Source organism: Cellvibrio sp. 25HG11W-0, from assembly GCF_057815475.1.
The window spans coordinates 636,362-649,688 of record NZ_CM174230.1 but is presented as its reverse complement, the minus strand read 5'-3'; the positions used below and the strand labels follow the sequence as shown (position 1 = coordinate 649,688).

Sequence of the window (13,327 nt, the reverse complement as noted above, 5' to 3'; positions counted from 1 at the left end):
GATAAAAAAAGAAAAGCAGCCTAAATACGAAGACTAAAAATAAAGCGCCACGCAGAAAGCAACAAACAATCCAGCAGATAGGAACTGCCAAAAGCGCACAGGATTTTTTTCGAGCAACAGGCTGCGATACTGCTGTTTATATTTGGGGTTGGGGTGTTGCAGTTCATGCAAAAACTCAGATACATCCGCATGGCGGCGCTCCGGTTCAAAACGCAGCCCTTTGCGAATGGCGCCATCAATCCAAAAAGGCACCAATGGATTGAGCTCGTAACTTGGGGTATAGCGCGTAGCTAAGTAGGCTTTCTGGGTGCGGCAACTGCCGAGCTTTCCCTCAAAGGGCGCGCGCCCGCCGGTGAGCAACTCAAACAAAATAATTGTCAGTGAAAATATATCTGACTGCTCGCTGTTTAACCCCGCCAAAATACTTTCCGGTGCTGAATATTCAGCCGTGCCCAACAGCGTATCACGCACTATGGGCGAACTGATCTCGGCAATACCTTTTACCAAACAGGATCCAAAATCAATGATTTTAATTTCGCCATTGCGGTCCACCATGATATTGGCAGGGCGCAAATCTTGGTGCAGGGTTTCACGTCTATGCAACTGGCGCAGGCCTTTACAAATCTGCTCCATCAAATACACAACGTCTTGTACCGAGGGCGCAGGATGCTCCTTAATCCACTGGCTAAGAGTGATTCCCTCGACATATTCCATTAGATAGTAGAGACAGGTTTTTGGCTTATGCTGACCAACAATTTTTACCACGTGACTCGAATGAATCCGGCTGCCAATCCAGCTCTCCAAAATAAACCGCTCAAGGTATGCAGGATCATCGGCAAAGTTTAACGAAGGGGTTTTCATACAGTAGCGCTGATCCGTTTCCAAGTCGCGCACCACATAAACTTGGCTGCGACTGCTCGCATGCAACTCTTTTTCAATGCTATATCCATCCAACACCATGCCGGGGCGCAGGTGTGGAGGGAAGGCAAGTTTGGATAATTGCTGGCAGGCGTCGTCTACATTTTGCGCGGGCATGGAATCCACGCGCAACAGCTGGCAGCTGATATTGTCGTTACTGTTATTGGCAAGCGCTTGCGCTACAAAATGCTGGCACAGCTCGTCGAGATTATCCGTCGCTTGATTTAATTGCGATTCCAATTGTGTGCTGCTAATAAAATCGTGCAAGCCATCGGTGCTAAGCAAATAGATATCGCCCGCCGCCAAGTCCAGTGTTTTGCAATCGACATCGAGCGAAACATCCAAACCCATGGCGCGCACTAAGTAGGATTGCTCATCGCTAATAATGGTGCGGTGATCGCGGGTGAGCTGCTCTAGCTTGCCTGCACGCAAGCGATAGATACGCGAGTCGCCCACATGAAAAATGTACGCGCGATGGGATTTAAAAATAATACTGCTAAAGGTGCTAACGTAACCTTTTTTGGCTTCGTTAAATTCGCGCCCGCGCGCGTAGAGCCAGCGGTTGAGTGCAATCAATACCTGCGAGGTGGATTTTTTTACCGTCCAGGTATCGGGCGTTGAAAAATAATCCACCAAAAAATTGCGCACACAGGTTTCGCTCGCCTCCTTGCCCGCTTCTGCTGCACTCACACCATCGGCGATCACCGCACAGGCGCCTTTGGTGTCAAGCAACATACCTTCAGGCACACGAATACCTATGGCATCTTCATTAACGCTCTTAATACCCGCCGAAGAGCACTGGCCGAGAGTGAATGTAAGTTTGCTCTGCAGGTGCCATTCCGTCATGTGTTGCCTTTTATAGGTAGCGAGCTTGTTATTACAGTCGCGAATAAATTAATGCACATCAACCATTTGTACAGTGCCATCGGGCAGCACTTCAAACATAGCGCTCTTAGGTTCATCCAACCACATGGCAGCAGCAGCCACTACGCCTATAGCTGCCGCAATAGTTAAAAAGAACGTAGATGTGCTCACAAATGAAAATACCGTAAGAAACAAAACTGCACCAATATTGCCGTAAGCGCCCACTATGCCCGCAATTTGCCCTGTAAGGCTGCGACGAATTAAGGGGACTACGGCAAACACACAACCCGCGGCCGAACCCAAAAAGAGTGAGCAGAGCATCATGGCTGCAACAGCAAGCCCTATAGGCCAGCTTGCGCCAATGGTCGACAAGAGTAAAAAGCCGAGTGCTGCACCGGAGAGCAATAACACCAGCGAACGCTTGCGTCCAAATTTATCGCTAATCCAACCACCGGAAGGACAAGAGAGAATATCAACAGCCGCAAAGCAGGCACCAAACAACCCCGCCAAGGCAACGGGCACCGCAAAGGTGCTTTGGAAAAACATCGGCAACATAGACACTACCGCCAGCTCAGCGCCAAAGGTGACGGCGTAGGCGAGGCTGAGAATGAGCACTTGCTTGAATTTGTATTGCTGTGATTTATCAACGGGCTTGGCTAACATCTGGCGATTGAGCGAAAATATTTTTGCGCTTTGCAGTAAAAAAATAATCGCTAGCACCACACAAATACTGGTGTGTGCCATCGCAGAGATCAGCCCTAAAAGCGACACCTTCCAACTCAAGAGCGCAAGTGCGCCATACATAGGAATGTTCACCGCCAAGTACATGATCAAATCGCCCTTAGAAGTCACCTCTAAACCGCCCGATTTATTGGGGCGAAAATAGGTGGAGCCTGCAGGGGTATCGGTTACCGAGAAGTAATAAACAAATGCGTAGATCAACGCAATGCAACCGGTAATCCCCGTGGCATAGCGCCAGCCATCATCGCCGCCGAACATTACCGCTAAGGTCGGCAAGGTAATGGCCGCCGCCGCTGAGCCTATATTGCCCAAACCTTTATAGATGCCTTCCGCCAAACCCATTTGGCGCGCGGGAAACCATTCGCTGATCATGCGAATGCCAATCACAAAACCCGCACCGGCAAAACCCAACAGAAAACGCGCCAGTGCCAGCATCTCAAAACTTTGCGCGAGGGCGAAAAAGAAACAGAAAGCACTGGTGATGATTAGCAGCAGCGAATAAATTTTGCGTGGGCCAAAGACATCCACCAACATGCCCACCACTATGCGCGCAGGAATGGTGAGCGCCACATTGAGAATCAACAGTGTTTTAACCTGTTGATCCGTCAAACCAAAGCTCACTTGAATAGCCATCAATAATGGTGCGTGGTTAAACCACACCAAAAAGGTAATGAAAAATGCCATCCAGGTGAGATGCAAAATTTTTGTTTTGCCGATAAAGGATAGAAAATGTAGATCCGCACCAGTCTTGCTCATCAATCACTCCAGAATGTTTTAATCTGAAGCACAGAGAGCAATTTCTAAGCCAAATAATAATTTTTTAAACTTTTGATCAAAAAAAAGATGCACCAGCATAAAACTAGCACGGATTTTTTTACTTTTTGCACAACAATGAATCATATGACACACGCAAAAATCACAAAATGATTCAGCGAATAACACATCAAACGCACAGTTTTACAGCACTCAGTGCGTTAAAAACTCTAGTGTTCACCAAAAACCATGAAAATTCGCCAATTTCACTCTAGCCGATCTAGGCATCAATCCAAAAGTGCCAACGCTCTATTGAAAAATCTAAACATTGGATACAGCGCACCTAAGCGCGCAATAATTTGCACCACCAAAATACACGCTGCACATTTTTAGCATTTGTTTGGCGCACAGCGCGCACCATTGCGTGCACCACAGACAGTCATATTCACGCCTTTTACCCGTTTAAGGGTGCATAAAACGTATTGGCATAGTGGTTGCTATTACCTTTACAGCGTGAGGCGAAAGCCCAATCGCACCACCAAGCATTCTTTGCAACTCACTGCCCGGACTATTTGTTATGAGCTCCCATAAAATAAACTTGCTGGATTTTTCTAATCCCTCTATACGCACACTGCACATTACCTGGTTTGCGTTTTTCTTATCCTTTGTGGTGTGGTTTAGTCATGCGCCGTTGAAGCCATTAATTATTGAAGCCTTTAACATGACCGAGGCGCAGTGGAAGGCGCTGCTGATATTGAACGTTGCGCTCACGATTCCCGCGCGTATTGCTATTGGTATTTTGGTGGATAAATACGGCCCACGTATTACTTACTCCAGTCTGCTATTTGTGTCAGGCTTATTGTGTCTTGGCTTTGCTACCGCACAAACTTACGAACAGCTTGCACTCTTTCGCTTTTTACTCGGTTTTGTCGGCGCCGGTTTTGTCATCGGGATTCGCTTAGTAGGCGAGTGGTTCCCTGCGCGTCAAGTAGGTTTGGCAGAAGGCATTTACGGTGGCTGGGGTAACTTTGGTTCGGCCGCAGCTGCTTTCCTCCTACCCTTTTTGGCCATATCAGTGTTTGGCGGCATCGGCGGCTGGCGTTATGCGATTGCCTGCACCGGTATCATCGCCATGATTTACTCGCTGTTTTTCTACTGGCGCGCGCGCAACACCCCAAAAGGCTCTACCTATTTCAAACCTAAAAAATCGGGCGGCCTAGAAGTCAGCAGCAAACGCGATTTCTGGATTTATATTGCCATGAACATTCCTATGTATGCCATTCTTGCGGTACTCGCATGGAAATTGTCGCCCACCAATATCGGCTTGCTGAGCGCAACCACCACCAATTTACTCTACGGTTTTCTAGTCGTACTGTTTGTGTTTCAATTCAGCCAAATTTATCGTGTTAACAAAGACATGCTGAGAAATGGCGCGCCTGAGCACGACAAATACAAATTCAAACAAGTCGCCATTCTCAACTGGTCTTACTTCGTTACCTTCGGCTCTGAATTAGCCGTGGTGTCTATGTTGCCCGCGTTCTTTTTAGAAACCTTTACCCAACTGACGCTGGTGCAAGCCGGTATGCTCGGCTCGGCGTTCGCCTTTATGAACTTAGTTGCGCGCCCCGGTGGCGGTTGGATTAGCGATCGTTTTGGTCGCCGTAAAACCATGTCTATCTTTATCGCAGGCTTGGCTATTGGCTACATGGTAATGTCGCAAATTACCGGCACCTGGCCTGTTGTCGGCGCAGTTATCGCGGTTATGTGCTGCTCGTTCTTCGTGCAGGGTGGTGAAGGTGCGGTATTTGCAATGGTGCCACTGATTAAGCGTCGCATGACTGGACAAATTGCGGGTATGGCAGGCGCTTACGGCAATGTGGGCGGCGTAACCTTCTTAACGATTTACAGCTTTGTGGATACCACAGCGTTCTTTATGTTGATCTCCGCCTGTGCCGCTGCCGTATTTGTGCTGGTGCAGTTTTTGGAAGAACCTAAAGGACACATGGTTGAAATGGCTGAAGACGGCAGCTTGCAAAAAATTGAACTTACTTAAAATTGAACTGGCTTAAAACTGAACTGGCCTAAAATGGACTTTACCTAAGCACTTCGCCCGCCAATACCTTTTTGGTTGCGGCTAAGAGCCTGCACAAATGTTCTAAGCTACGCATTGCCCAGCTCCTCGGAGCTGGGCATTTTATTTTTAATACGACTATTTCACGCGTGTACGTTATCCTGTTTGGACTTGCACTCGGCTCATGCCTTCGTCTTGCTCATTAAAAAGTGCCTTAATTTATGGAACATTTGCAATCACAATTACAGATTCGTTTCGCCCAAAAAAGTGAAGCGGGACGCAAACCAGAAAATCAAGACACCCTCGGCGCACGCCTGCCGGAAGGCAATACGCTCACCATTAAAGGTATTGCCATTGCCATTGCCGACGGTGTGAGCAGCAGTAAAGCCGCACGCGAAGCAAGTCAAACAGCCATTACCGGTTTCCTCAGCGATTATTACGCTACACCAGATACTTGGCGCACCCAGCAATCGGCCATTCGCGTTATTCAATCCCTTAACGCCAGCCTCTGGGGGCGCAGCCAAAACTCTATTTATGGCGAGGGCTATCTGACCACATTTTCTGCGCTCATTTTAAAAGGCGATACCGCGTTTATTTTTCACGTGGGTGACACCCGCGTTTACCGTCTGCGCGACGGCAGCCTTGAGCAAATCACCCGCGACCACACCCAGCGCATCGACCGCCACACCACTCATTTGAGCCGCGCCATGGGCGCCGACCCCTATCTCGATGTCGATATGCACAACGTGGAATTACAGCGCGGCGATATGTTTATTTTATCCAGCGACGGTATACACGAAGCCATTCCGCCCGCAGAATTTAAAGCGCTGATTCAAGCGCACCAAGACAATCTCGATGGCTTAGTCGATGCCGCACTGACACAGGCACTCAGCCATCAAAGCCAAGACAACCTCAGCATTCAAGCATTGGTCGTCGAGCAGCTGGGCACCGCGGGGCAAGACGATGCGGTGCAGGTACTATCGCGCCTGCCCTTCCCCCCGATACTCTCGCCGGAGCAAACACTCGATGGCTTGCGCGTAAAAAAAATCATGCACGAATCGACGCGCAGCCAAGTTTATTTGGTCGAAGATGAGCGCAAAAATCTACTGGTGATGAAAACACCTTCGGTGATTTTTCAAGATGACAAAGCCTACATAGAGCGCTTTGTGATGGAGGCATGGATCGGCGCGCGCATTCAAAGCCCCGGCGTGGTGCGGGTCATAGCGGCAACAGAATCGCGCTCTTGCCTCTACTACCTAACGGAATACATCAAAGGTCCCACACTCACGCAACTGTTAAAGGAACGCGGCCTGCTAGGTATTGGCGATGCGGTGGAATTAACCGAGGGATTAATTCGCGGCATACGCGCCTTTCATCGCAAAGAAACCCTGCACCAAGACATAAAGCCCGACAATATCGTCATCAGCGCCAAAGGCCCTATGATCGTAGACTTTGGCTCTTGCTGGGTCGCCAATATCGCTGAGGCAGGCACCCCCTTCACCCGCGACCTGATATTGGGAACCTTGGACTATTCAGCCCCAGAATATCGCTACGGTGGCAAAATTAGCCCCGCGTCCGATCAGTTTTCGCTGGCGGTATTACTCTACGAAATGCTCACCGGCAAGCTGCCCTATGGCAGCGGCTACGGCAAAGCGATGGATTTAAAAAGTTTTCAGCGGCTCAAATACATCTCTGCCATGAAGCACAATCCGCTGGTACCCTACTGGCTCGACAAAGCCCTTGAAAAAGCCCTAAGCATTCACCCTCATGGCCGCTACGAGGCGCTCTCAGAGTGGCTGCAAGACCTAAAGCGCCCTAACCCCAACTGGCTCAGCCCGCGCGCTCAGCCATTGCTAGAGAGGCACCCAGACAGCCTATGGAAATTTCTCGCACTCAGCGGCTGGCTCTGCGCTCTAGCGGTTTATCTTTCCCACTAGGGCAAGAGTTTTTTGCAGCCAGCACAGCGCTAGAGCGCTTATTCCTAAAACATATAGTAAAGCTGTGATTTACGTTGGCGTGATTTTATCGGTTTTCTGGTAACCTGCACAAATAACGAACACTCACGGAACCGAAACCATGTCGAATAAACGCGCTCTCATCGTCGACGACTCCAGCACCGCACAATATCGCCTCAAAAAAATGTTGCGCCCGTTTAATCTCGCTATCGACATAGTCGACTCCGGCGAAGCAGCACTGCGTTATCTTGCCAGCAATGCCCCCGACGTCGTGTTTATGGATCATCTCATGCCCGGCATGGATGGCTTTCGCGCCCTGCAAATTATTAAATCTCACCCTGAAACTGCGATGATCCCCGTGATTATGTACACCTCCCGCAGCGGCGATGTATACACCGGCCAAGCACGCGCTTTAGGCGCACTGGACGTAGTCAGCAAAGATACCATCAATGCCGCCGACCTATCCAAGGTAATGGCCGCAATTCATATTTACCCTATAGCAGAAGAGCCTGAGTCACCACCGCCCATTGAGTCTGCAGAATTTGTCGCCGCCGCCAATCAAGCTAGCGATATGGAAGCCTTTAAAATTGAGCGGCGCACAGCCTCAACTGCAAGCGTTGAACAAGCGCGCAATCTTGAGTTACGCCTCAGCCACTTAGAGCACACCCTCGAAGACAATCGTCGCTTCATCACCTCACGGGTGGTGCGTGAACTTCAAGGTTTGCGCCAATCAATGAAGCAAGAGTTCAGCGATATTATCGCAGCTCAAGCAGCCCCTAAACTCAACGCACCAGCAACAGAAAACGTAGAGTTGCCCCCAACGGAAAGTGAATCAAGCGGTTTCTGGTCATGGACGGGGAAACTACTGGTAGTTCTAGCCACGCTCTGCGTTCTATTTTTCCTCGCAAAAATCGCCACCAGTATTGACGACACCCAAGAACAGCAAATGATTTTGGGCAAACAAATAAGCTCTATCGCGCGCGAACTCAAAAGCGAACCAGACATGCCCTCACCTGCACTGGTTAACGCCACAAAGCAAAATGATTTACTCGAACAAAAATATGCGGATGACGCCTATCTCGCTGATATTGCTTGGGCATTCAACCAAAGTGGCAGCCTCAGCTTCAATCAAAACACCATAGATCCCAAGGCAGTTATTCGCATTTACGAATTGCTCAATCGCTTAATTAGCAACGGTTTTCGCGGCAGCGCTTGGGTCGATGTCTATGTAGGAAACTACTGTATCGGCATCAACAGTTTCGGCCAAACACAATTACCCGCCGAAGGAGCAACCCTCGGTGATTGCATGCTCTCCAGCGAAATGTACGGTATGGAGCAAGTCATGCAGGACTACAGCCGCGAACTCAATTCCGCCTTTAACAACCTCAGCCGCGGCCAAGTTAAAGTGGTCAATATAATTGTTAGCGCCAAACAGGGTGAAGAAACCTACCCAGAGCGCCTGCCTACACTAGAAGCCCAGAAATGGAACGAAGTAGCACAGCGCAACAACTATATCGAACTGCGTTTGGAGTCTGGCAGCGGCTATTAATTACGAGCAATCAACCGACCATCACCAATCAGCACCAAAGTAAATAGCCAACCGAATAAATGTGGTGAAACTAATTATTGGGTGAATATTAATATAGGCAAATCAATATCGAGCTTGAACCGAGAGAAAATAAGCCCTTCATGAAGTACAAACCACCCTTAAACTATATGCATTTTATGTTGACAACAAACAAGCCTATAGATGAGTAGCACAAATAAAAAGTCTTTATATCTCTTTTCTTCATTTCAAGTATGAGTTATAGTTTTAGGCAATAAAGTTCAATAAGCTCGATTTGCGCCATGGTAGGTGCTTTCAGGAAGATGTTTGCGCAATCAGCGCCATAGGAATCGATGAATAGTTCAGTTTCTCCGCCTAAAACACCACTTTTTCGAACCCAGGTGACAGAGCAGAAAACAGACCGTTTACACGGCGATGTTCTGCTCCTGCCGCGTGTGCGCCACTCCGTGTTAATTGCCCTTTTACTCGCTTGGTTAGTGGCTGTAGCTATATGGCTTTCCACTAGCACCTATGCACGCAAAGAAACTGTGGTGGGGTGGCTTGAATCTCCCGCCGGTGTGGTTCGCCTGTACCCTGAAACATCTGGTCAAATAAAACAAATCCTCGTCAAAGAAGGCGATAAAGTCGTAGCAAACCAGCCTTTAATCATTATCAACGGTGACAAAACCCTAGCGGATGGCGATAAACTTGAAGGTCGCCTGTTAGAAGAGTTTGAAAGCCAGCGCAGCTTGCTCACGGAGCAAATAGAGCGTGCAGGTCCGGCGCAACAGCAGCGCGAGGGCAGCCTGCAACGGCAGATTGAGTCTATCGAGCACAACCTAGGCTTGATGAACGAACAGCTGACTACGCTGGATGCTCGCCACACTCTGATAAAAAACCAACTAAAACGCTACAGCACCAAGGTTGAGGCTGGATATATATCGCGCATGGAATTCGACAATGTGCGCTCGCAAGAACTATCTGTACGCAGCGATAGGCAAGGACTGCTACTGGAGATCGGCAATCAGCGCGATTTACTATCTCAGCGGCGCACCGATCTTCAATTGCTTCCCCAGGACGCAGCCAACAACCTAGACCAATTACAATCGCGGCTAAGTGAACTTGCGCAGCAAATTGCACAGCTGCAAGGTCAACGCTCTCATGTCATCACCGCCACGCGCGCCGGTATCGTAAATAACCTGCAGGCTCGCGAAGGGCAATTTGTCTCATCGACAAGCTCGGTGCCTCTGTTAACGCTGGCCGATAGTGCCAGCCCTCTTGTAGCGCATTTGTTAGTGCCAGTGCGGGCTGCAGGGTTTATTGCACCTGGGCAACGTTTAGATATTCGCTATGACGCCTTTTCCTACCAAAAATTTGGCATTTATCAGGGTGAAATTGTAAGTGTTGCAAAAACGCCGCTATTACCAGGCGAACTGCTAAACACTCCGGTCAAGCTGCAAGAACCTGTGTATCTCGTTGAGGCGCGTGTCAATGAGCAAGGCGTAAGCGCCTATGGTCAAACAATCCCCCTACGATCTGGTATGACCTTAACTGCAGATGTGGAGCTGTCCGAGCGCCGTCTATGGCAATGGCTATTAGAACCCATCTACAGCTTGAGAGGGCGCCTGTAATGTTGTCATCGGAACAAAGCGCACGGCAAAAAGTAACACGACCAGATCAGCTACTCAATTTTAGTGGCGCTCGCCGCCTGCCAGTGATTCATCAAACCGAAGCGGCTGAATGCGGATTGGCCTGCTTGGCGATGATTGCTAGTTTTCACGGTTATGAAACCGACCTCGCACATCTCAGGCAACGGATTCAGGTCTCTAGTCATGGCACCAACCTTAAAAGCCTCATTGATATGGCTGCGCGCTTGCATCTGGCCGCCCGCCCATTAAAACTGGATTCGGATTCAGTGGGTGGGCTTCAGTTGCCCTGCATACTCCATTGGGATCTAAGTCACTTTGTCGTACTCAAAGCGGTAAAAAGTCGCAAAGCGATTATTCATGATCCCGCCAGTGGTGAGCGAGTCTTAACCAAAGAAGAATTCGACAAGCATTTCACGGGTATTGCGCTGGAGCTAACTCCTACGAACAATTTTGAAGTGGCCGACACGCGAAAGCGCCTGGGGTTTCGTCACTTTTGGTCGCGTATTACTGGCTTAAAGCGCAGCCTGGTACAAATACTTTTGCTATCACTTTTGTTGCAAGTGTTTGCCACTATTAGCCCTTTCTATATGCAAACGGTGGTCGATGACGTAATTCTCAGAAACGATGACAACCTGCTACTGGTTCTGGCGATGGGCTTTGCGCTATTGCTATTAATTGAAACTGGTACTCATGTGTTGCGGCAGTGGGTCATGCTCTATTTATCTAGCCGCCTGAATATACAGATGGCGGCAAACCTGTTTCGTCATCTGATCCGCCTGCCAATGAGCTACTTTTCTACCCGCCACATGGGCGATGTAGTCTCGCGTTTTGGCTCTTTGCAAAATGTGCGAGACCTGCTTACTACCAGCCTGGTAGCGGCAGTAGTGGATGGGATTATGGCCATCATAACTCTCGCGGTAATGTTCTTTTACAGCATCAAGCTCACTTTGATAGTGATTTTTGTGGTGCTGCTTTATGCCGCCCTGCGCCTAGCGCTGTACAGACCCTTAAGGCTGCTGACCGAAGAGCAGATTATTGCCCAGGCCAAGCACGACTCCCACTTTATGGAATCTGTACGCGCGATTCAAACCATCAAATTGTTTCAGCGTGAGAGCGACCGCCAAGGTCAATGGCAAAATCGTTTGGCAGACACCATTAACCAAGGTATTAAGATTGCGCGCTGGAATATCGGTTACGACACTATCAATCGTTTGCTGTTTGGTTTTGAAAATTTATTGGTGATTTACTTTGCTGCTAGCGCGGTTATGGGCAACCTATTTTCAGTGGGTATGCTCTACGCTTTTCTCAGCTACAAAAACCGCTTTGTGGGATCTATGGATACCTTAATCGCTACATGGATTGAGCTCAAAATGTTGGGGCTGCATCTGGACCGCTTATCTGACATGGTCTTCACCGAGACAGAAGAACAGGATGAGCTGCTCTTGGGCCAATTATCTACGCAACCGCTGATCGGAAAAATTGAGGTGCGCAACCTCAGCTTTCAGTATGGCGAAACCGAGGGGCCGTCCTTCCAAAACCTGAATTTTACCATAGAGCCAGGTGAAACTGTCGCCATCACCGGCCCCAGCGGCTGTGGTAAAACCACGCTACTTAAATGTCTTATGGGGTTATTGAAACCCACGGAAGGCGAAATCCTAATTGACGACCGCCCCATCAAACAAGTGCGTGAATACCGCAGCCAAATTGCCGGTGTTATGCAAGACGATCAGCTGTTAGCAGGCTCCATCGCTGACAATATTGCCTGCTTTGAGCCGCAAATTGACTTTGAGCGCATTGTTCAGTGCGCCCAAATGGCCTGCATTCACGATGAGGTTTCCAAAATGCCCATGCAGTACAACACTCTCGTGGGTGATATGGGCAATAGCCTCAGTGGCGGCCAAAAGCAAAGAATTGTATTGGCGCGCGCGCTCTACCGCGCACCACGTATCCTATTCATGGATGAAGCCACCAGCCATCTGGATGTGGCAAATGAATCCTTGGTGAATAACCACATCAAGGCACTTGCCATAACCAGAGTGTTGGTGGCGCACAGACCGGAAACGGTCAAATCTGCAGGACGGCAGATATCACTTTAACTTAAATAATCAGGAAATTATTGTATGAAAACTTTTGCTTTGGATAAAAACTACAGCCAATTTAACTTTGATGAAATTTCTGTTGATGAGCTGGAAATCATTTCTGGCGGAACAGGGGTGGCAAGTGCAAATGATAGTATTTTGTCGCACTACTCTAGCTATTACTCTGTTACGGCAATCACTACAAATGGTGTTACCCAAAACAATTCCAATAAGGTTACTTATTCTTATAGTTATGTTTCTACTAGTGGTCAAACTATACAAGGTGGCGGTACCGCCTATGCCTAATCAATTTTTCCATGGGTAAAACCACCAAATATCTGGATACTGCAAACGAGTGATAGGTGAAAAACATATCAGGCGGCTTGCCACTATCTGGATGTAGGTGGGAAAAATAGAGTGCGCTCATTGGCACTCTATTTTTCCCAATTAGGTTAGGCTTAGGGGCTACATGAACACATCTCTTGGTAAGAAAATTGGTCATATTTTTCGACCGTTTTGTTACAGCGGTTGTTGTTGCTTTCATCCCCCAGTTAAACACCGATAAATTATTTAGCAATGGTAGATGTTTGTGAATTTCAAGAGGCGCAAACGAGTGCTCTTTATAGATAATCAATCGATGGTGGGTGATGGGTAATTTGCAAGAGTTCGATATGCAATCGACGGCTCCGTTTTGGTGGTACTGTCGGACTAGGCACCCATTTATTTTTGTCATACTTCAGTTAATTAGCTTT

The 13,327-nt window shown here is 48.5% G+C and carries 8 protein-coding genes; 6 read left to right on the top strand and 2 right to left on the bottom strand.

Translation table 11 applies throughout. The features are described from left to right. Positions 1-33 precede the first annotated feature (33 nt). Positions 34-1,764, bottom strand: a complete 1,731-nt coding sequence (locus tag AC0KUT_RS02875) for a bifunctional protein-serine/threonine kinase/phosphatase (RefSeq protein WP_488833352.1) — start codon at positions 1,762-1,764, stop codon at positions 34-36. A gap of 48 nt (positions 1,765-1,812) precedes the next feature. Further along, positions 1,813-3,279 carry an MFS transporter gene (locus AC0KUT_RS02870; RefSeq protein ID WP_488833350.1) on the bottom strand — a complete coding sequence of 489 codons (1,467 nt, stop codon included), beginning with the start codon at positions 3,277-3,279 and terminating at the stop codon, positions 1,813-1,815. 574 nt (positions 3,280-3,853) lie between these two features. Here AC0KUT_RS02870 and AC0KUT_RS02865 point away from each other — a divergent pair. From AC0KUT_RS02865 to AC0KUT_RS02840, 6 genes are all read left to right on the top strand, one after another. After that, complete coding sequence (locus AC0KUT_RS02865; protein WP_488833348.1) at positions 3,854-5,329, top strand: NarK family nitrate/nitrite MFS transporter; 1,476 nt, start codon at positions 3,854-3,856, stop codon at positions 5,327-5,329. A 239-nt stretch (positions 5,330-5,568) separates the two neighbouring features. Further along, on the top strand, positions 5,569-7,284 hold the full coding sequence (locus tag AC0KUT_RS02860) for a bifunctional protein-serine/threonine kinase/phosphatase (protein WP_488833347.1): 1,716 nt from the start codon (positions 5,569-5,571) through the stop codon (positions 7,282-7,284). A gap of 139 nt (positions 7,285-7,423) precedes the next feature. Continuing rightward, positions 7,424-8,851, top strand: coding sequence for a response regulator (locus tag AC0KUT_RS02855; protein ID WP_488833344.1), 1,428 nt, complete (start codon positions 7,424-7,426; stop codon positions 8,849-8,851). Positions 8,852-9,201: 350 nt separating this feature from the next. After that, positions 9,202-10,479 (top strand): HlyD family secretion protein, encoded by a 1,278-nt coding sequence (locus tag AC0KUT_RS02850; protein ID WP_488833343.1) that lies wholly within the window; start codon positions 9,202-9,204, stop codon positions 10,477-10,479. Beyond that, positions 10,479-12,593, top strand: a complete 2,115-nt coding sequence (locus tag AC0KUT_RS02845; RefSeq protein WP_488833342.1) for a peptidase domain-containing ABC transporter — start codon at positions 10,479-10,481, stop codon at positions 12,591-12,593. The genes AC0KUT_RS02850 and AC0KUT_RS02845 overlap by 1 nt, the downstream gene beginning before the upstream one ends. A gap of 24 nt (positions 12,594-12,617) precedes the next feature. Further along, positions 12,618-12,881, top strand: a complete 264-nt coding sequence (locus AC0KUT_RS02840; protein WP_488833340.1) for a hypothetical protein — start codon at positions 12,618-12,620, stop codon at positions 12,879-12,881. Positions 12,882-13,327 lie beyond the last annotated feature (446 nt).